This window comes from Paraburkholderia sp. SOS3 (assembly GCF_001922345.1).
Taxonomy (GTDB): Bacteria; Pseudomonadota; Gammaproteobacteria; order Burkholderiales; family Burkholderiaceae; genus Paraburkholderia.
The window spans coordinates 1,798,268-1,817,488 of record NZ_CP018811.1; the positions used below are offsets into that span (position 1 = coordinate 1,798,268).

The 19,221-nt window shown below is 65.2% G+C and carries 15 protein-coding genes; 7 read left to right on the top strand and 8 right to left on the bottom strand.

From position 1 onward, the window contains the following. The first annotated feature begins 111 nt into the window (after positions 1-111). Positions 112-744 carry a TetR/AcrR family transcriptional regulator gene (locus BTO02_RS08270; RefSeq protein ID WP_075158706.1) on the top strand — a complete coding sequence of 211 codons (633 nt, stop codon included), beginning with the start codon at positions 112-114 and terminating at the stop codon, positions 742-744. 121 nt (positions 745-865) lie between these two features. Here the strand turns inward: BTO02_RS08270 and BTO02_RS08275 are convergent, their stop codons facing one another. Both BTO02_RS08275 and BTO02_RS08280 read right to left on the bottom strand, forming a co-directional pair. Further along, complete coding sequence (locus BTO02_RS08275) at positions 866-2,143, bottom strand: polyhydroxyalkanoate depolymerase (RefSeq protein ID WP_075156626.1); 1,278 nt, start codon at positions 2,141-2,143, stop codon at positions 866-868. A 194-nt stretch (positions 2,144-2,337) separates the two neighbouring features. Beyond that, positions 2,338-4,206, bottom strand: a complete 1,869-nt coding sequence (locus BTO02_RS08280; RefSeq protein WP_075156627.1) for a glycoside hydrolase family 15 protein — start codon at positions 4,204-4,206, stop codon at positions 2,338-2,340. Positions 4,207-4,490: 284 nt separating this feature from the next. On the opposite strand from BTO02_RS08280, the gene BTO02_RS08285 reads away from it, so the two are divergent. Then, positions 4,491-4,736, top strand: coding sequence for a hypothetical protein (locus BTO02_RS08285; protein WP_075156628.1), 246 nt, complete (start codon positions 4,491-4,493; stop codon positions 4,734-4,736). A gap of 199 nt (positions 4,737-4,935) precedes the next feature. Here the strand turns inward: BTO02_RS08285 and BTO02_RS08290 are convergent, their stop codons facing one another. Further along, the gene (locus BTO02_RS08290; protein WP_075156629.1) at positions 4,936-5,076 is read right to left on the bottom strand and encodes a DUF3096 domain-containing protein; all 141 of its coding nucleotides are present in this window, start codon (positions 5,074-5,076) and stop codon (positions 4,936-4,938) included. Positions 5,077-5,435: 359 nt separating this feature from the next. Here BTO02_RS08290 and BTO02_RS08295 point away from each other — a divergent pair, with 359 nt between their 5' ends. Together BTO02_RS08295 and BTO02_RS08300 are read left to right on the top strand one after the other, a co-directional pair. After that, on the top strand, positions 5,436-6,593 hold the full coding sequence (locus tag BTO02_RS08295; RefSeq protein WP_075156630.1) for a lactonase family protein: 1,158 nt from the start codon (positions 5,436-5,438) through the stop codon (positions 6,591-6,593). Positions 6,594-6,697: 104 nt separating this feature from the next. Continuing rightward, positions 6,698-7,267: an antimicrobial peptide resistance and lipid A acylation PagP gene (locus BTO02_RS08300; RefSeq protein WP_083615044.1), complete on the top strand. Its 570-nt coding sequence runs from the start codon at positions 6,698-6,700 to the stop codon at positions 7,265-7,267. Between the two features lie 75 nt (positions 7,268-7,342). On the opposite strand, the gene BTO02_RS08305 is transcribed toward BTO02_RS08300, so the two are convergent. Together BTO02_RS08305 and BTO02_RS08310 are read right to left on the bottom strand one after the other, a co-directional pair. Beyond that, positions 7,343-11,149 carry a DNA translocase FtsK gene (locus BTO02_RS08305; protein WP_075156631.1) on the bottom strand — a complete coding sequence of 1,269 codons (3,807 nt, stop codon included), beginning with the start codon at positions 11,147-11,149 and terminating at the stop codon, positions 7,343-7,345. Between the two features lie 93 nt (positions 11,150-11,242). Continuing rightward, the gene (locus tag BTO02_RS08310) at positions 11,243-11,746 is read right to left on the bottom strand and encodes an META domain-containing protein (RefSeq protein WP_075158708.1); all 504 of its coding nucleotides are present in this window, start codon (positions 11,744-11,746) and stop codon (positions 11,243-11,245) included. A 345-nt stretch (positions 11,747-12,091) separates the two neighbouring features. Between BTO02_RS08310 and purT the strand changes: the two genes are divergently transcribed. The 3 genes from purT (at position 12,092) to BTO02_RS08325 (ending at position 15,877) form a co-directional block, all read left to right on the top strand. After that, positions 12,092-13,306 (top strand): formate-dependent phosphoribosylglycinamide formyltransferase, encoded by a 1,215-nt coding sequence (gene purT / locus BTO02_RS08315; protein ID WP_075156632.1) that lies wholly within the window; start codon positions 12,092-12,094, stop codon positions 13,304-13,306. Between the two features lie 160 nt (positions 13,307-13,466). Continuing rightward, a complete protein-coding gene (locus tag BTO02_RS08320) occupies positions 13,467-13,865 on the top strand; it encodes an MliC family protein (protein ID WP_075156633.1) in 399 nt (132 codons plus the stop codon). Between the two features lie 545 nt (positions 13,866-14,410). After that, positions 14,411-15,877, top strand: coding sequence for a DEAD/DEAH box helicase (locus tag BTO02_RS08325; RefSeq protein WP_075158709.1), 1,467 nt, complete (start codon positions 14,411-14,413; stop codon positions 15,875-15,877). 67 nt (positions 15,878-15,944) lie between these two features. Here the strand turns inward: BTO02_RS08325 and BTO02_RS08330 are convergent, their stop codons facing one another. The 3 genes from BTO02_RS08330 to BTO02_RS08340 are packed head-to-tail and all read right to left on the bottom strand — an operon-like array spanning position 15,945 to position 19,215. Beyond that, the gene (locus tag BTO02_RS08330) at positions 15,945-16,811 is read right to left on the bottom strand and encodes an efflux RND transporter periplasmic adaptor subunit (RefSeq protein WP_075156634.1); all 867 of its coding nucleotides are present in this window, start codon (positions 16,809-16,811) and stop codon (positions 15,945-15,947) included. Between the two features lie 12 nt (positions 16,812-16,823). Then, complete coding sequence (locus BTO02_RS08335) at positions 16,824-17,024, bottom strand: DUF1656 domain-containing protein (protein WP_075156635.1); 201 nt, start codon at positions 17,022-17,024, stop codon at positions 16,824-16,826. Continuing rightward, positions 17,014-19,215, bottom strand: coding sequence for an FUSC family protein (locus BTO02_RS08340; RefSeq protein WP_075156636.1), 2,202 nt, complete (start codon positions 19,213-19,215; stop codon positions 17,014-17,016). The genes BTO02_RS08335 and BTO02_RS08340 overlap by 11 nt, the downstream gene beginning before the upstream one ends. Between the last annotated feature and the right edge of the window lie 6 nt (positions 19,216-19,221).

The window sequence follows — 19,221 nt, forward strand, 5'->3', positions numbered from 1 at the left end:
TCTCCCACCAACCAGCCCGCGCAACGCCGCCATGCCGCTTCGACCAGGAAGCCCGGCCATGAAGCTGGCGGTGTGAATCGGAATACGCGGCTCACGAAGCACGTTGCCACCATGAATCAGCCGAAAATCAAAAGAGATCCTGAAGGCACCCGTCGCCGTATTCTGCTCGCGGCGGCCGAGGAGTTTGCGAATGGTGGGTTGTTCGGCGCACGCGTCGATCAGATTGCCCGCCGCGCGGAAACCAACGAACGCATGCTCTATTACTACTTCGGTAGCAAGGAGCAACTGTTCACCGCAGTACTCGAACACGCATTCAGCGCGCTCACCGAAGCCGAGCGCACGCTCGACCTCGCAGGCGTCGCGCCGGTCGAAGCGATCACGCGTCTCGCGCATTTCGTGTGGGACTACTATCGCGATCACCCGGAACTGCTGCGGCTCATCAACAACGAAAATCTGCACGAGGCGCGATATATGCGGAAGTCGACGCGTATTCGCGAGATGATCTCACCGATCGTCGCCACGCTCGGCGGCATTCTCGAGCGCGGTCAGCGTGCGGGGTTGTTTCGTACGAACGTCGACCCATTGCGTTTTTACGTGACGCTCTCCGGCATGGGGTACTACATCGTGTCGAACCGCTTCACGCTCGAAGCGACGCTCGCGCGCGACTTCAGTTCGGCTGCGGAACGCAGCGAGATGATCCAGATGAACACCGAAATTCTGCTCGCGTATCTGCTGCGACGTTGATCTCGCGTGCGCGCCGTTGCCGGCGAAGCGACGAGCAGAGCGCGCACTGCAGAGACAAAAACGGCGACGCCTCATGGAGGTGTCGCCGTTTTATCGTGTCGGTGCTCTGTTCGAGAACCCGTCAAGCCTCGGCGTGCTCGACCTCGGGCTTCTTTGCCTTGTTGTGCTCGAGGATAAAGTCGCGCAGTTGCGGGTAGATGATCGTGCGCCAGCGGCGGCCCGAGAAAATGCCGTAGTGGCCGCATTTCTCCGCAGTGAAATGCTGACGGTGCTTCGCCGCAATGCCCGTGCAGAGTTCGTGCGCGGCGTGCGTCTGCCCGCTGCCTGAAATGTCGTCGAGTTCGCCTTCGATCGTGAACAGGGCAGTGTGCTTGATGTCCTGCGGACGCACCCGTTCGCCGGCGACTTCCCACGTGCCTTCGGCAAGCCTGAATTCCTGGAACACGACCTGGATTGTCTGAAGATAGTATTCGGCGGCCATATCGAGCACCGCGTTGTATTCGTCGTAGAAACGGCGATGTGCTTCGGCATCTTCTTCGTCGCCGCGCAGCATGCTCTGATAAAAGTCCCAGTGCGATGCCGCGTGCCGCTCCGGATTCATCGCGACGAAGCCCGCATGCTGCAGGAAGCCCGGATAAACGCGGCGCCCGACGCCTGGATAGTTCGACGGCACGTTGTAGATCACGTTGGATTCGAACCAGTTGATCGAGTGCTGGGTGGCGAGCGAGTTGACCGAGGTCGGGCTCTTGCGTGCGTCGATCGGGCCGCCCATCATCGTCATCGTGCGCGGCGTGTCCTCGCCGCGGCTTGCCATCAGCGAGATCGCGGCAAGCACCGGCACGGTCGGCTGGCACACGGAAATGACGTGCAGGTTCTTCGCGCCGATATGGCGGATGAATTCCTGGATGTACGCGATGTAGTCGTCGAGATCGAACGGGCCGTCTTCGAATGGCACCATGCGCGCATCGATCCAGTCGGTGATGTACACCTTGTGGTCTTGCAGCAGTGTGCGCACCGTGTCGCGCAACAACGTGGCGTGGTGGCCGGACAGCGGCGCGCATACGAGCACGACCGGCTCGTCCTTCAGTTGCGCGACCGCGTCGCTATCGTCGGCGAAGCGCTTGAAGCGCAGCAGGCGGCAAAACGGCTTTTCGATGATCGTCTGTTCGACGATCGGAATGTTGTGGCCGACTTTGACAATCTGGTGAAGATTGAACTCGGGCTTTTCGTAGTCTTTGCCGAGCCGGTACAGCAGTTCGTAGCCTGCCGATAGCCGGGTCGCTCCCGGCACATACGCGAGCGGACTGGCCGGATTCGCGAACGACTTCGATGCTGCCTGAGCCCAGGCGGTAAGCGGACTCAAAAGTGCCCGCTGGAATTCGTGAAATTGATAGAGCATGGTTGCTCCAGCGTTATTGCGGTGCGCGCGGGGCTGCGCGAAAGCACGCGTAGCGTCGAGGCGGCCCGTACGGGTTGTTGAAATTGGAATTGTCGGCCGACAGACTCGTCGATGATATCCGTGCGCGCGAAATTGTGCAATGCAGCAACGGTGCGGCGCACCACAAAACGAATGTCATCAGAAGCATCATCCAATCATGCTACCGGCGACGCTTGCGCGCCGGTGTTCAAGGGACCGGCTGCCGATCCTTCCCCGTCGTGCGGCGGCTGGCCGGTTGCCTTTGCCATTTCCTGCTCGTGCTTCATCAGATTGAGGCCCGTATGCACGAGCGCGACATGCGAAAAGCCCTGCGGGAAATTCCCGACGAGCCGCCCGGCGGTCGGATCGTATTCCTCGGCAAGCAACCCGACGTCGTTGGCAAGCGACAGCAGGCGTTCGTACATGTCGCGCGCTTCTGCCACTCGCCCTTGCAGCGCAAGGTTGTCCACGAACCAGAATGAACACGCAAGGAACGTTCCTTCGCCCGGCGGCAAACCGTCGTCGACGCGGGTCGTACGATATCGCATCACAAATCCGTCGTGCATCAGATATTTCTCGATGGCGGCGACAGTTCCGGCGATGCGCGGATCGGACGGCGGCAGGAAACCGAGCAGAGGTAACAATAGCACGCTTGCATCAAGTTCGCTGCCCCCATAGATTTGAGTAAAGGCGTTGATGTCGGGGTTCCAGCTCTTCGCGCAGACGTCGGCATGGATGCGTGCGCGCATCTCGCGCCAACGGTCGAGCGGCGCAGGCAGGTCGAACGACTCGGCCGACTTGATCGCCCGGTCGTAGGCGACCCACGCCATGACCTTCGAGAACGTGAAGTGCTGGCGCCCGCCGCGCGTTTCCCAGATTCCTTCGTCAGGTTGTTCCCAGATCGTCTCGAGGTGCGCGAGCATCGCGCGCTGCACGTTCCACGCGGTCTCGTCGGCCTGCAAGCCGCCGACGCGCGCGAGATGCAGTGCATTCATGACTTCGCCGTACACGTCGAGCTGCAGCTGGCCGACCGCGTTATTGCCGATGCGCACCGGCTTCGCGCCCTGGTAGCCGGGCAGCCAGTCGAGTTCGAACTCGGGCAGGCGCCGCTCGCCGCCAAGACCGTACATGATCTGCACCTGCTCTGGCGCGCCCGCCATGACGCGGCCGAGCCAGGCGCGCCACGCGCGCGCTTCGTCGTAGTAGCCGCCGCGCATCATTGCGAGCAGCGTGATCGTCGCATCGCGCAACCACACGTAGCGGTAGTCCCAATTCCGCGTGCCGCCTAGCTGCTCGGGCAGCGACGTGGTCGGCGCCGCGACGATGCCGCCGGTCGGCTCGTACGCGAGCGCTTTCAGCGTGATCAGCGAGCGCTGGATCTCCTTCGCATAGCGGCCTTCGACCTTGCTGCGCGACGACCATTCGAGCCAGTGGTTTTCGGTGCGCGCGAGCGCGGTGAGCGGGTCGTGCGCGGGCGGGATGCGCAGATGCGACGCCGAATACGTGAGCGAGAACGGCACACGTTCGCCTTCGGACACCGTGAACTCGGCGACGGTGCGCATGTTCTCGCCCTTCAGTTCGACCGGCGTGCGTAACGCGACCGTATCGGGGCCGACGATCGCCTTGATGCCGCTGTCATGCTGGAGGCGGCTCACCCACGGAATCGAAAAGCCGTAGTCGAAGCGCAGCACGAGTTCCATCTGCATCTTCACGCTGCCGCGCTTGCCGACCACGATGCGGATCAGTTCCGACCAGCCGTTGCCAGGCGGCATGAAGTCGACGACGGTGACTGCGCCGTCCGCTGTTTCGTAGTCGGTCTCGAGAATCAGCGTTTCGCCGCGATAGCGCCGCCGCGTGGCTTTCGGGTTGTCGCCGCACGGCGCGATGAGCCAGCGGCCGTTGCTTTCGGTGCCGAGCAGCGCGGCAAAGCATGCGCAGGAATCGAAGCGCGGCCAGCAAAGCCAGTCGACCGATCCATCGCGGGAAATCAGCGCGGCCGTGTGGCCGTCGCCGACGAGTGCGTAGTCTTCAATGGGTGCGGGCATAGATGTCAAATTCGACGTGAAATCAGGCTCGATTCGATCAAGCGATCGGATTGAGCGATGAGTAAAAAATGCGCATCGCGCGAATGCGCCCGTTCATCAAACGCCGATCTTACCGGAGCGGCGCAGTGCGTATTGACTTAACGCAAGCGGGAGAAATTGAGTACTGGCAGGCCACATTTCGAATGCCTACAATCAGACTTCCCGGATATGTCATGTGAGCGGCGGCGTTGTTCCCGACATCGTCGCCGGTTCGCGCCCAAGGTGCAGTTTCGAGGACGAAAGCCATGCTGAACCCGTCGAAAACCGATTGCATCACCATTCTTTCCGCCGCCAGCGAATTGCCTGATGGCAAGCTGTTGTCTCTCGATTGCCGTTCACTCGGTCTGACTCGCAATGGAATGGAAACCGCCGCCGCGTTTCTGATCGAGCGTGCGTGTTTCAAACGATATAGCGAAACCGGTGGTCATTATGCCGTCGGCGGCCTGTCGCTGCAGGGTCGCCTGCGTCTGGACCAACTGGCAAACGGTTGAGCGAATTGCGCGGCGAGCGAAGTCGCCGCGTCAGCCGCATCCATTAGCGAATTCCTGTCGTAACAAACCATGCTCCCGCGCACGCGATGTGGTGCGCGGGCATCGTTTGCGCATCGATGGTTCGCATCGAATGCATGACCGGAAGGAGGTTCGAACGAGCGGGCCCGCACGCACCCGCTCAACGGACAGTCGCGCGTGCTCACTTCATGCCGAACAATCCGATTATGCCGATGATGATCAGATACAGCGCGACGATGTAGTTGAGCAGACGAGGCATGACCAGAATCAGAATGCCTGCGATCAGCGAGACGAGCGGTCCGAGACTGAGAGTGACGTTCATGAAGACTCCATTGTTTGAGTTAGCCTGATTGAGCCTCGAAAGGCTGCGACGCTTCTATACTTGCTTGCGCGTACAACCAACTGCACCGACTCGCTACACGGGCGGCGTGCGCCAACCTCTGCTGCCAGCCTGCAAGCGGACCGCCATGCGTCCGCATGCATGAGTTGCAGACCGGCGACACCGTAATAACCGGAGAATCGATGTCAGAGGAAACCGTCATGCATTGCTTCAACCGGGCCACGGCGCGCCGCGCGCCGCGCTCGCACCGACGCGGGCTTACGTTTTCGTTCCGGCTTCTGCCCGGTTTTTCCCGGCGGCATCCCGCTTCGACAGCCTCGATCATAAAAGGTCTTGCACTCATGGTCTCGATCATCGCCACGCCCGCGTCCGCACAGCGTACCGCCACACCGCCTGCCGACGGCGTCTACGATCTGCTCGTCGGCACCTACACGGGCCCGAAGAGCGAAGGCATCGACGTCTATCGCTTCGACACGAAGACCGGCGAGGCGTCGCGCGTGTCGTCCGCGCAGACCGTCAATCCGTCGTATCTCGTCGCCAGCCGCGACGGCCGCTTCGTCTACGCGGTCAACGAATTGCCCGGCGACAGCGGTCCGGCCACGACGCGCGGCGATATCAGCGCGTTCGGGTTCGACGCGAAACGGGGGCAATTAACGTTCCTGAACAAGGTATCGTCCGAGGGCAACGATCCGTGCTATCTGAGCATCTCGCCCGATGGCCGCTATCTGAGCGCAGCCAACTATTCCGTCGCGGCCGATCCGGGCGGCAGCTTCTCGATGTTTCCGCTCGCGGCCGACGGCAAGCTCGGCCAGGCGGTGCTGACGGTGCATCACGAAGGCAGCGGGCCGGTGAAAGGGCGGCAGGACAACGCACACGTGCATTCGACGGTGTTTTCGCCCGACGGACGGTATCTGTTCGCGCAGGATCTCGGCGCCGACAAGCTCTTTTCGTATCGATACACGCCCGACGGCAGCCGCGGGCTGCTAGGCCCGACCGAGCGCCGCTATGTCGACATGAAGGCGGGCACGGGCCCGCGTCACCTCGTGTTCGCGCCGGACGGCAAGCATGCCTATCTGACGAGCGAGCTTGCGGCGACAGTCAGCGTGTTCGACTATCACGACGGCAACCTGACACTCGTGCAGACCTTGTCGATGACGAAGCCCGGCTTCAAAGGGCAGGTCGGCGCGGCGGCGCTTCACCTGTCGCCCGATGCGCGCTTCCTTTACGCGAGCAATCGCGGCGATGCGAACGAGATCGTGATCTACGCAGTCGATCCGGCCAATGGGCATCTGCGCGAAGTCGGACGCCAGTCGAGTCTAGGCAAGGCGCCACGCGAGTTTTCGATCGACCCGACCGGGCACTGGCTGATTGTCGGTAACCAGAATAGCGACACCGCGTATGTGTTTCGCCGCGATGCACAGAGCGGACTGCTCGACGCGAACCCGACGCGCCTCGATATCGGCTCGCCCGTCGATTTCGTCTGGGTGTCGCCGTCTTGAACGCGCACAGGTCGGCTCGTCGTCGATGAGCGCGGCATACGCCGCGTCAAAAAGTGGTAAGCGCAATCGTCTTCGCCGTTGTGAAGTAATCGTCCTGGGACACGATGAGAACAACGTTCGCGACGGTCATGCTGGTGACGGCGGCGGCGCTGCAAACCGCGCCGCTGCCCGCGCACGCCGGTTGCGATTACTCGATCGACTGGGTCGCGCGCGCCTGTTCGCGCGTCTCGCGCGTTGCGCATGAAGGCACGTGGGATCTTTATCTGACCGGCTACGGCTGGCATATCGACGGCTATACGGAAGAGCACCGCCAGTCGCTGAACGCGTATTCGTGGGGCGGCGGCGCGGGCAAGCACTTCACGGACGAGAACGGTAACGACGACATCCTGTTCGCCTTCATCTTCCTCGATTCCCACGAGAACCCCGAGCCGATCGGCGGCTGGGCGCGTCAGTGGTACACGAAGCCGGTGCTCGGCGGATTGTCGGTCGGCGGTGGCTATTTCATCGGCTTCACGGCGCGCAACGATATCGCGCACTATCTGCCGGTTCCGCTCGCGTTGCCGATCGGCTCGTTGCGTTACCGGAACGCGTCGCTGATGGGCACGTTCATTCCGCGTATCCCGGGTCTCAACGAAGGAGACGTGGCCTTCTTCTGGGCGCGCTACGAGTTCTGATGCACGCGGCGCGCAGCGTTCTTGCCGCCTGCCGTATGCGTGCTTCGATGCCTGCTTTGAAGCCTGCTTCGAAGCCTAGTCGGGCGCGGGCCCCGGCGCCAGCACCTCGCGGCTACCGTTGATGCCCATCGACGAGACAAGCCCGGCCGCTTCCATCTGCTCGACGAGCCGCGCCGCGCGGTTATAGCCGATGCGCAATTGCCGCTGCACGGAGGAGATCGATGCGCGCCGCGTGCGCACGACGAAGGCGACCGCCTCGTCGTAGAGCGGATCGGCTTCCGCGTCGGGCGCGTCGCCGAACAGGTCTTGCGTCGCGCCGTCGGCGGCCGGTCCGTCGAGAATGCCTTCCTCGTACTGCGGCTCGCCGAACTGCTTCAGATGCTCGACGACGCGATGCACTTCTTCGTCGGCGACGAACGCGCCGTGCACGCGCTGCGGATAGCCTGTGCCCGGCGGCAGGAACAGCATGTCGCCCTGGCCCAGCAGCGACTCGGCGCCCATCTGGTCGAGAATCGTGCGCGAGTCGATTTTCGACGACACCTGAAACGCGACGCGCGTCGGAATGTTCGCCTTGATGAGGCCGGTGATCACATCGACCGACGGCCGCTGCGTCGCGAGAATCAGGTGGATACCGGCGGCGCGCGCCTTTTGCGCGAGGCGCGCGATCAGCTCTTCGATCTTCTTGCCGGCCACCATCATCAGGTCCGCGAGCTCGTCGATCACGACCACGATGAGCGGCAGCGGCGACAATGGCTCGGGATCGTCGGGCGTCAGCGAGAACGGATTGCCGATCTTTTTCTCATGTGCCTGCGCGTCGCGGATCTTCTGGTTGAAACCGGCGAGGTTGCGCACGCCCACGGCCGACATCAGCCGGTAGCGTTTTTCCATTTCGCCGACACACCAGTTGAGCGCGTTCGCCGCGAGCTTCATATCGGTGACGACGGGCGCGAGCAGATGCGGAATGCCTTCGTAGACGGACAGTTCGAGCATCTTCGGGTCGATCATGATGAGCCGCACGTCCTCGGGCGTCGCCTTGTAGAGCAGCGACACGATCATCGCGTTGATCGCGACCGATTTGCCCGAACCCGTTGTGCCCGCAACGAGCATATGCGGCGCTTTCGCGAGATCGGTGACGACGGGATGCCCGGTGATGTCCTTGCCCATCGCGAGCGTGAGCTTCGACGCGGAGTGCTGGTAGACATTCGCCTCGAGAATTTCCGAGAGACCGATCATCTGGCGCTTCGCATTCGGCAATTCGAGGCCCATGCAGGTTTTGCCCGGAATCGTCTCGACCACGCGGATCGACGTCAGGCCGAGTCCGCGCGACAGGTCCTTCATGAGGCCGACGATCTGGCTGCCGCGCACGCCGAGTGCCGGCTCGACCTCGAAACGCGTGATGACGGGGCCTGCCGATGCGCCGACGACGGTTACCGGCACCTTGAACTCCTGCAGCCGCTGCTCGATCAGCTGGCTCGTTTCGGCGAGCTTTTCATCGGAGATCGGCTCGACTTCGGTCGATGCGCGAGCGAGCAGGGCGAGGCTCGGCAACTCGATATGCGAGGCGGCGGGCGCGTGGAACTCGAAGCTCGTTGGCGCGTGGCCGCGCAGCGATGCGCGCGAGGCGTCGGGCGCGGTCGGGACCTCGGTGGCGGCGTTCGCGCTGGAGGGAGCCGCAGTGCTGCGGCTCGGCGACTCGGCTCTGGTGGTGTCCATAGGGGCGTTGCCGCTGGCGGCATCGTCGTCGAGCTGTTGTGCTGCTCCGTCGCGGTCAAGCGATGCGCCAGATGCGATGGGCGTCGCCGGATGCCCCGCCTGCGCGCCGGGGAATCGCACGACGTTCGAGAGCGCGGGCCCGGCGGGAGTCGCGGGCGATGCGTCTTCTGGTTGTGCAGCCGACGTGGACGCGGCTGTCTCTGCTGTCCTCTCGTCGTCGGACGATGCGGGGGCCGGCGTCGGATGCGGACTCACGATATGCAACTGCGGCCCGCCGTGGCGTGCCGCTTGCGCATCGAGCGCGACTGCCGCGGACGTCGACAGCGTGTGCGATGTCATCGACGAACCGGTGCGCAGCGCGGTCACGGTTTCTTCGATCGCCTCCCATGGAGCGAGCGTGGGCGGCGTGGCCGGGATTGGAGGTGCAGGGTAGGGCGTGTCGCCGGTACTCGACGGGTTCTCGATTGCGCTGGAAGCACCCGATGCAGCCGATGCAGCCGATGCAGCCGATGCAGCCGAGTCGCCCGTGGCGCTCGGGACACCCCCGATCTCGTCTAACCGACTCTCATCGCTTGCAGCCGGCAGCGTGGCCGGTGCGGACCCGCTCGACGCGGCGTTTGCGCCTGCCTCGCGCATCGGCTCGCTGGCGCGGGTTGGTGCGTCATGCCCCGTTCGCGGCTTTGAGTCGTCGGGCGTTGTGTCCATCGGGGCGACGTCGCTTGCAGCGACATCGCCTCGCGTCGCCTCATCGGTTCCCGCCGCTTTCGCGGGTTCCGCCTGGCTGCGCCGCGCGAGGCTCGCGCCCGCAAGCGTCGTCCAGCGCGCGGTATTTTCCTCGATGCTGCGCAGCGTTTCGCGCACGCCTGGCGCCGGGTCGACGCGTGGTTCAGTCGACGCCGGACGCTTGAAGCCCAAGGCGGGTGAGCGTGTCGACGACGCGACGGCGGAACTCGGCTGCGCAGGCGTCGACGCACCCGGTGCGCTCGCGCGACCCGTCTGCGGCGAAGCCGTCTGAGAAGACGACGAAGGGGATGAAGTGGACGGAGTAACGGAAGCAGGCCGCATCGGCGCGCGGTGCATTGGCGTTGTCGCGCTCGATCCCGCGGTTCCGGTCGGACTCGACGAAGCCGGCGCCGGCCGCTGCGTCGCCGTTTCGCGGGAGGGCGCGACCGTGCGATTTCCCGGCGCATTGCTGCCGCCACTGCCGGCAGTGTCGCGACCGGCAAGCGGCATCGACATTGCGGGTGTTCCGGTCGCGCTTGCCGCATTGGCGGGCGAAACACCGACACCGCCTGCTACCGAACCACGCGACGCGAATCCCGCGCTACCCGTAGCCGATGGCGTGCGATCGCGCGGCAAGCCGCCGTCGGACCCGCCACGTAGCCACCCGGCGGGCGCGACCGGTTCCGCGGGCGCCCATCCAGCACCGCTCTGCGCGCCCCGCGCGTTGACGTTCCCGCCAGCGCTGTTGGCGGACGAAGCATGGCTGTCGCGCGAGGCACCGGCCGCCCCTGTTAGCGACCCGGCGGCAGCGGCAGCTTTACCGCGCGTCGTTGCGGGCGGTTTCCAGACGGTCGGCCGCGTGTATCGTCCGTTCGTGCGTGGTGTGATCGCATTGACGCGAGGATCCACGCCTGCGTTGATCGCTGAGTTGATCCCCGAGTGGGCCCCCGTATTCGCGCCCGAGTGCATGCCCGAGCCGATCCCTGCGTTGCTGCGTGTTCCGGCATGCCGTGCCGCATGCGCCGCCGCCGATGCATCGTTATCGGCGCGCCGGCTGCGCCGTGCGGCGCCGCTTATGCGCGGCAGGCCGAGCCCGAAGGCCGCATCGGCCCATGCCAGCAGGCTCGACCAGCGAAACCCGAGCAGCCACGGCAAGCTCACCGCGAACAGCGCGCCCATCGCCAGCGGTGTGCCGACGTGTCCCAGCAGATGGCCCAACCCGTTCGCCAGCGCATGACCGGCGCCGTCCATGCCGGCGATATCGACGAACGACGCTTCGAGCGTGCAGCTCGCCACCATCACGCAGACGAAGCCGAGCCACAGCCGGATCGTGCCAGGACCGCGCAGGCCCGTGCCGCCAGGCAGCGCGGATTTCACGAGGCGCCAGATGAGAGGGAGCAACCAGACGGTCGACCCGCCGAACCAGCCGAAAACTGCCGTATGCATGCTAGACATCAACGAATGACGGACGCGCCGCAGCGCAACCCGTCGAGTTTAAACTGACGAAGCGCTTCGTTTGCGCGGCGTCATCGCGCATCGTCATTTTTCGCTGCGTGCGAACACGAGCGTGTCGCCGGATGCGGTGATCAACTGCAGTTCCTGCGGCGCACGCATCTGCACGCCGCTCTTGTCGACATGCGCAAGCGCGTCGAGATAGTCGCTTTCGAGTTTGCCGCCGGCGCTCGCGCAGGCCATGCGTGTGCCTGCAAGCGGCCCGAAGCTGAGCTTGCCGTCCCTCAGCATGTACGTGCCCGTATAGCGGTTGCAGCCGGAAAAACCGCTTGCGCGGCGCTGGCCGTTTGCGGTCGACAGCACCAGCGTGATTGGCGCATCGGCGGCTTTGTCGCCCTCGCCATGCGGCACGTCGCGCGTGGCGCCGTCCGCGCGCGTCCAGCTGGTCAGCTGCCAGCTCGTGTCGTCGAGCAATTGCGTGGCGGCCGGGTTGAACGGGTCGGGCGGCGGCGCGTCCGCATCGGTGTGCTGCGGCAGCGAGCACGCCGCGCAGAGTGCGGCGGCCGCGAGCAATGCGCCGACGCTGCGCATGCGTGCCGCGCGGCGGCTGCCGCGGTGCTCGCCATCGTTCGCGAGTGAGAGCGGCGCGGCAGCAGGCAAAGATGCAACGCGTCGCGCAGCGGACATGAGAACCATGGCGTCGTTCCTGTCGAAACTGGGAAAGGCGTAAGGGTAACGCACTACGCACCGCGCAAGCGAGTGCGAATCGCCTGTACGTACCAGTACGCCGATACGCCGACACGTACCGACACGCAACGCCGTTGCGCAACCGCAGCCGCATTCGTCGAAGCCCCCGCGCGGCGCGGACAGCGCGGCCGCGCATGTTAACATCGCCGCACCCCTTCGATCCACCCATTGCATTCGTTTGGAGTTTCCATGCAGACCGGCCAACGTATCGGCACACCGCTTTCTCCTTCGGCTACGCGCGTCATGCTGCTCGGCGCAGGCGAACTGGGCAAGGAGGTGATCATTGCGCTGCAGCGTCTGGGCGTCGAAGTGATCGCCGTCGACCGTTATCGCAATGCGCCGGGCCATCAGGTTGCGCATCGCGCGCATGTGATCGACATGACCGATCCCGCCGCCTTGCGCGCGCTCGTCGAGAAGGAAAGGCCGCACCTGATCGTGCCTGAGATCGAAGCGATCGCGACCGACGCGCTCGCCACGATCGAAACCGACGGCATTGCCGAAGTGATCCCCACCGCGCGCGCCACGCAGCTGACGATGAATCGCGAAGGCATCCGCCGTCTCGCGGCCGAAGCGCTTGGCCTGCCGACCTCGCCGTATGCGTTTGCCGACTCGCTCGACGAACTGAAGGCCGGCATCGCCAGGGTCGGCTATCCGTGCGTCGTGAAACCTGTGATGTCGTCGTCGGGCAAAGGGCAGTCGGTCGTGAAGAGCGCGGCCGATGTCGACGCGGCATGGCAATATGCGCTCGCCGGCGGGCGCGTGAATCATGGGCGCGTGATCGTCGAGGGTTTTATCGACTTCGACTACGAGATCACGCAGTTGACCGTGCGCGCGCTCGATCCGGCCAGCGGCGAAACGCGCACGTATTTCTGCGATCCGGTCGGCCATGTGCAGGTGGCCGGCGACTACGTCGAATCGTGGCAGCCGCAACCGATGAGCCCACGCGCGCTCGAACGCACGCGCGAAGTCGCGCATAAGGTCACCGAGGCACTGGGCGGCCGCGGCCTGTTCGGCGTCGAACTCTTCGTGCGCGGCGACGAAGTGTGGTTCTCGGAAGTGAGCCCGCGGCCGCACGATACGGGGCTCGTTACGCTCGCCTCGCAGCGGCTCTCGGAATTCGAACTGCATGCGCGCGCCATTCTCGGCCTGCCGGTCGACACGTCGCTGCGCGCGCCGGGCGCGTCGGCGGTGATCTACGGCGGGCTCGACGAAGCCGGCATCGCGTTCGAGGGCGTCGCGCAGGCGCTTGCGGTGCCCGGTGCGGACTTGCGGCTGTTCGGCAAGCCGGAGAGTTTCGTGAAGCGCCGCATGGGTGTCGCGGTCGCGACGGGTGCGGACGTCGAGGAGGCGCGCGCGCGGGCTAAAGAGGCCGCGGCGGCAGTGCGGCCGGTTTCGGCGAAGTAGTCTGCGCACGCGGTTGGCAAGTCTCGGCGCGACAGCGGCGAACGCGATCCGCTGGGCGGTCAGCTGCGGGGTCAACTGAAGGGTTAGCTACGGGGTCGACTGCGCCTTCTACTGCGCGGTCAACCGCATCGGCGCCATGTCTGAATATGCGGAGTGTTCGATGAATCAGCGGTTCGTTCCAGCAGCGGCGGTGCTTGCCGCTGTCTCGATCGCGTTGTCGGTGGCGCTTCCCACCGGTGCGGTCGCAGCCACCGGCAGCACGCCGCGCTTCGGCGACCTGCGTACGGAAAAACCGCGCACGCAGAAATATACGTGCGCCACCGGCCGTATTCTGCGCGTCACGTATCTGAGCGCGTCGAACGGCCAGAGCTTTGCGGTCGTGCCCGTGAACGGCAGGGACATGTTGTTCGTGAGCACGATATCGGGCTCCGGCGTGCGCTATCAGGCGGGCAGCTATACGTGGTGGACGAAAGGCCCGCGCGCGGACCTGTACGACTCGATGCAAGGAGGGCCGGATGCGCCGCCGATCCTCTCCGATTGCGTGACGATCGTGCGCTAGAGCTCACGTTGGCCGCGCGTGTCACGCAATTGTCGCGAGAGCGCGCCAGTCTTCTGGTTTTGGCCGGTCGGCGGCTATCGCATGCCCGTCACGCGTGCGGCAGCCGCCTAAAGCCCATCGGAGCCGCTTGCGTCGAAGTGCTACAATAGCGCCCTTTGCGGCGGGTATATGGGCCGCCCGACGCGGGACGCGGGCCGCGGTCCGATACGCCCTGTTCTATGCAGGTGGGGTAGCGGCGGGTCGCGCAGGGTAGTCGCCCCCGGGGAGCTTGGGCCGCCAGGTCTTGCCGATCGCCCGGCTTTGCGTTCGCCAGCTTTTGTGTTGATTACCCGGCGCGCCTGCGGCACATCGCGTGCTCAGCGTTCATCCTGATGCCGTCGGCGGCGCCGGCCGCTTCACCAGACAGTCAAACGGCGCGCAAGCTCGCCGCGTGCTTGCCCGGTGGCCATGTAGTGGCCATGCAGGCGGCCGCCGTCCAGATCACGCAGGCAGTACAAGGCTTCGCGCCGTCGCGCGTAGTCGCATTTTTACCGATAGCAGCCACCATGTCCGACACAGTTGTCACTCCTAGCACCGCGACCTTCGACCAGTTCGGCCTGTCGGCCGACATCCTGAAAGCCATCGCGGAGCAGGGCTACACGACGCCGACGCCGATCCAGGCGCAGGCGATTCCTGTCGTGCTGGGCGGCCGCGACGTCATGGGCGCCGCGCAGACCGGCACCGGCAAGACTGCCAGCTTCTCGCTGCCGATCATCCAGCGGCTCTTGCCGGCCGCAAGCACGAGCGCCTCGCCGGCGCGCCACCCGGTGCGCGCGCTGATCCTGACGCCGACGCGCGAACTGGCCGACCAGGTGGCCGCGAACGTGCAGGCATATGCGAAACACACGCCGCTGCGCAGCGCCGTTGTGTTCGGCGGCGTCGACATGAACCCGCAATCGGCGGAATTGCGGCGCGGCGTCGAAATCCTGATCGCGACGCCGGGGCGCCTGCTCGACCACGTGCAGCAAAAAACCGCGAATCTCGGCCAGGTGCAGATTCTCGTGCTCGACGAAGCGGACCGCATGCTCGATATGGGCTTTCTGCCCGACCTGCAGCGCATCCTGAACCTGCTGCCGAAAGAGCGTCAGACGCTGCTCTTTTCCGCGACGTTCTCGGGCGAAATCAAGAAGCTGGCGGCCACCTACCTGCGCAACCCGCAGACCATCGAAGTCGCGCGCAGCAACTCGACGGCGACCAACGTCACGCAGATCGTCTATGAAGTCGCGGAAGGCGACAAAACCGGCGCGGTCGTGCAACTGATACGCGAGCGCAGCCTCAAGCAGGTCATCGTGTTTTGCAACAGCAAGATCGGCGCGAGCCGGCTCGCGCGGCAACTCGAACGCGACGGCGTGGTCGCGACCGCGATTCACGGCGACCGTTCGCAAAGCGAGCGGATGCAGGCGCTCGACGCCTTCAAACGCGGCGAGATCGAAGCGCTCGTCGCCACCGATGTCGCGGCGCGCGGCCTCGATATTGCCGAATTGCCGGCCGTCATCAACTTCGATTTGCCGTTCAATGCGGAAGACTACGTGCACCGCATCGGCCGCACGGGGCGCGCGGGCGCATCGGGCGATGCGCTGTCGCTGTTCAGCGCGAACGAACGCAAGCAGTTGCAGGATATCGAGAAGCTCATCAAGCGGCCGCTCGAAGTCCAGCGGCTCGTCGTCGATGCGCCGGTGCGGCACCATCACGACGATCGCGGCGGCCGTCGCAGCCGCGACGAGCGCGATGACCGCGGCAGCCGGCGCCGTTCGGGCGGCGGCTTCGAGCGCGGCGCTTCGCATTCGCACCGTCAGCCGCCGATCGACGACTTCTTCCTGAAGCCGTACGAGCCGTCGCCGAGCGCGCTGTCCGCGGCATCGGCGAAGCGCGACGAGAACGACGGTGCGCCGCAAAAGCCGGCGTCGAAGCAGCCGCTCGCCGCGCTGCTAGGCGGCTTCGGCATGCCGCGCAAGCCTTCTTCGTCTTCCTGATCTTTCTTCCGGTCAGCCGGGCCGCGACGGCCCGGCGTCGCGTGTTCTCTCTTCTCTCTAGCCGCGCTTATCTCTTCGACGGCGTCACCACGACCGTACAGGTCGTGCCGGCCGACAGCAGCACGCCGTCGGGCACCGCATCGATCTTGATGCGCACGGGCACGCGCTGCGCGAGGCGCACCCAGTTGAAGGTCGGATTCACGTCGGCGAGCAGTTCGCGGCTTTCGGGGTTGTCGCGGTCGTAGATGCCGCGCGAGATGCTCTCGACGTGCCCGCGCAGCACACCGCCGCTCATCAGCCGCATTTCGGCCGCATCGCCAAGCCTCACGTGCGGCAGCTTCGTTTCCTCGAAGTAGCCGTAGACCCAGAACGAGTGGCTATCGACGATCGCAAGCTTCGCCGACCCTGCGATCGCATAGTCGCCGCGAAACACGTTGAGATTCGTCACGTAACCGTCGACGGGCGATATCACGCGCGTGCGCTCGAGATTGAGCTTCGCCGCATCGAGCGCCGCGACGGCCTGCTGATACTGCGCTTGCGCCGAATTGGCGGTATGCGTCGCGTTTTCGCGCGATTCCTTCGACACCACGAGACTATCGAGATCCGCGCGCCGTTTCGCATCGTCGCGGCGCATCTGCAGCTCGGCCTTGCGCGCGGCGACCGCCGCCTGCGCCTGCTCGACCGCGATCCGATAGTGCGACGGGTCGATCTGCATGAGCAGATCACCTTTCCTGACGAGCTGGTTGTCGCGCACCGGCAGCTCGACAACCGCGCCCGACACGTCGGGCGCGATATTGACCACTTCGGCGCGCACGCGGCCGTCGCGCGTCCACGGTTCGTCCATGTAATGGACCCACAGCGCGTGGCCGATCAGTATCGCGACGACGAAAATTGCCACAGTCGCGATAAACCCGAGAATGTTACGGATGGTCATGATTCGACTCTATCAACGATAAACCGCGAGACCGAGGCCGCCGCACACGCAGACGAGCAGGCTCGCGCGAAACAGCGACGGGTGCCAGACGACGCTGTACACGCCGATCTGCGCAAGCACCCGGTCGATCATCCATGTCAGCACCGCGCCGACCAGAAACAGCACGATGACGGCAGGCATGTACGCGTCGAGAATTGCAACCTCACGAGGCATGGCGAGCTCCTGGTGGCGGATGGCCGGCGCCGTTGCCGTTCAGTTCGGCAAGCGGCGATTGGGGGTCGAGCAGCGCGCTTCGAACGAAGTGCGCGTGGCTCAGAATGCGTTGCATCCGGTGGCGTTCTTCGCGTTCCGGCGCGACCCGCGCGAGCATCTGCTGGACCGCGTCGATCGCGGCGTCGGTCGAGCCAAGCGCAATATCGAGCCGTTTTGCGGTCGGCGTTTCGAACAGACGGCCGACGTCGTCGCGCATCGCACGAAGCTTCACGCGCCACGGTGCCATACGCGCATAGCGTGGTTCGCGCGGCAGTCTGTCGATCTCGACGCGCAAGTCGGTGATCGCGTTGCCCACTTCGAGCACGGCGAACAGCCAGCGCAGCGTGTCGCGCTTCACTTCGGGCTCGTCGGCTGCGAGCGCGTTGATCTGGAACATCAGGTCGCGTGCGCCGCTTTCGAAGCGCGTGCGCAGCCCGCGCACGTTGCCGCGGCAGCCGGCTACGACCTGGCGGCGCAGGTCGATCAGCAGGCGATTGCGCAGCCACGGCGTCGACGGCGGCAGCAGCACCGCGAACGCGACCGCGGTGACGAGCATCGAGAGCACGAGCGCGAGCGCATCGTTCATAAAACTCGTCGGCGCGTAGACCTCGAGGTTGTCGGGCCCGGCGAGGAAGCAGAAGAAGATGCAGTAGCCGACTCCGTAGCCGGCCAGTTTCGGGCGTGTCGTCATGAACACGCCGAGTGCGAGAAACGGCGTGAGCGCCGCGCACAACAGCGCAAAGCCGTCGATGTGCGGATAAATGCCGAAGGTGAGGATCAGCGCCATGAACGACGCCAGGGTCGTGCCGACCGCCATCTGCCAGGCCATGCGCGGCGGGTTCGGCGACGACGATGCAAGCGCGCAGATCGCGGCCGCATTGAGCGTGAGCGTCGTGCCGCTCGGCCAGGCGGTGGCGATCCAGAACGCGCCGAGCACGCACATCACGATCGCCGCGCGCACGCCCGAGATGCCGGCCGCGAGCGGATTCGTCTTTGGCTCGTAATGCTCGATCCAGCGTTCGCGCGCGTGCGTGGGCACCGCGAGCGACGCGTAGGTGGCCGTGTACGCGTGCAGGTCCTCGACGAAGCGGTAGAGCAGCTCGGAGGCGGTGTCGAAGTCGAGCAGCGGCTCGTCGGGATGCACGGCGAGTTCGGCGCGCGTCGCGCGAATGCGCTGCGGCAGTTCCGCCTTGTACGCTTCGAGCTGGTCGGCCGAATGGATTGCATCCGCGGCTGTGCGCACGGGCTCGCCGGACCGGCGGTGCAATAGCGGCGCGATTTCGCGGAAGTAGGGCTCGAGCGCGTCGATCGTCACCCACGCGCTTTGCATGTGCAGGCGGTTCATCAGCTGATGCAGCGCGTGAAAACGCGTCGACGCGGCCATGAATTCGGTATTGAGCCGCGCGAGGCGCCCACCGCGCATGCGCGATTCGGCACTTTCGAAAACGGCCATGCTGCGCATCGCTTCGAGGCCGACGATATCGGCAATGAAGCGCGCATTCGTTTCTTCGATCTGGGCGCGCTCGATGCGGCCGCCCAGCGCGTTGCCCACATAATCGACGAACGAGCTGAAGCGCGCGCGCACGGTCGTGCGCACCAGTTCGCCCGTGTGTTCGGGAAAGATAAGGGCGCTGACGGCGCCTGCACAGACGATGCCGAGCAGCACTTCCGAGACGCGCGTCAACGCCGACAGCAGCGCGCCGTCCGGGTGCTGCGAAGCAGGAATGCCGATCAGCGCGGCCGTGTAGCCGGCCAGCACGAAGCCGTACGAGCGGAAGTTGCGGTTGCGCGCGGCGCCGGCCGTGCAGATGCCGACCCATATCGCGGTCGACAGGATGAACAGTTCGGGCTGCTGCGGAAACAGGCCGAGCAGCGCGAGCATCACGACGAGGCCGACGAGCGTGCCGCAGATCCGGTAGAAGCTCTTCGCGAATACCGCGCCGCTTTGCGGCTGCATCACGATAAAGACGGTCGTCATCGCGGTGCGCGGCTGCGGCATCTCGAGCTTCATCGCGATGCCGATCGCGAGAAACGCCGCGGTCAGCGCCTTCAGGATGTAGATCCAGTTGCGGCCGTCGGTGCGGGCCCAGTCGGCGGCCGCCGCGTAGAGCGACGGCAGCAAGGCGCCTGGCGTGGAGGACGGACTGGTCATGGCGGG

What these genes read in the sequence shown, in the direction of transcription:
- BTO02_RS08335 (WP_075156635.1), bottom strand. Translation starts at nt 17,024, where the DNA reads ATGCCTCGTGAGGTTGCAATTCTCGACGCGTACATGCCTGCCGTCATC.
- purT (WP_075156632.1), top strand. Translation starts at nt 12,092, where the DNA reads ATGCAGACCGGCCAACGTATCGGCACACCGCTTTCTCCTTCGGCTACG.
- BTO02_RS08310 (WP_075158708.1), bottom strand. Translation starts at nt 11,746, where the DNA reads ATGCGCAGCGTCGGCGCATTGCTCGCGGCCGCCGCACTCTGCGCGGCG.
- BTO02_RS08275 (WP_075156626.1), bottom strand. Translation starts at nt 2,143, where the DNA reads ATGCTCTATCAATTTCACGAATTCCAGCGGGCACTTTTGAGTCCGCTT.
- BTO02_RS08270 (WP_075158706.1), top strand. Translation starts at nt 112, where the DNA reads ATGAATCAGCCGAAAATCAAAAGAGATCCTGAAGGCACCCGTCGCCGT.
- BTO02_RS08305 (WP_075156631.1), bottom strand. Translation starts at nt 11,149, where the DNA reads ATGCATACGGCAGTTTTCGGCTGGTTCGGCGGGTCGACCGTCTGGTTG.
- BTO02_RS08325 (WP_075158709.1), top strand. Translation starts at nt 14,411, where the DNA reads ATGTCCGACACAGTTGTCACTCCTAGCACCGCGACCTTCGACCAGTTC.
- BTO02_RS08280 (WP_075156627.1), bottom strand. Translation starts at nt 4,206, where the DNA reads ATGCCCGCACCCATTGAAGACTACGCACTCGTCGGCGACGGCCACACG.
- BTO02_RS08330 (WP_075156634.1), bottom strand. Translation starts at nt 16,811, where the DNA reads ATGACCATCCGTAACATTCTCGGGTTTATCGCGACTGTGGCAATTTTC.
- BTO02_RS08285 (WP_075156628.1), top strand. Translation starts at nt 4,491, where the DNA reads ATGCTGAACCCGTCGAAAACCGATTGCATCACCATTCTTTCCGCCGCC.
- BTO02_RS08290 (WP_075156629.1), bottom strand. Translation starts at nt 5,076, where the DNA reads ATGAACGTCACTCTCAGTCTCGGACCGCTCGTCTCGCTGATCGCAGGC.
- BTO02_RS08320 (WP_075156633.1), top strand. Translation starts at nt 13,467, where the DNA reads ATGAATCAGCGGTTCGTTCCAGCAGCGGCGGTGCTTGCCGCTGTCTCG.
- BTO02_RS08340 (WP_075156636.1), bottom strand. Translation starts at nt 19,215, where the DNA reads ATGACCAGTCCGTCCTCCACGCCAGGCGCCTTGCTGCCGTCGCTCTAC.
- BTO02_RS08295 (WP_075156630.1), top strand. Translation starts at nt 5,436, where the DNA reads ATGGTCTCGATCATCGCCACGCCCGCGTCCGCACAGCGTACCGCCACA.
- BTO02_RS08300 (WP_083615044.1), top strand. Translation starts at nt 6,698, where the DNA reads ATGAGAACAACGTTCGCGACGGTCATGCTGGTGACGGCGGCGGCGCTG.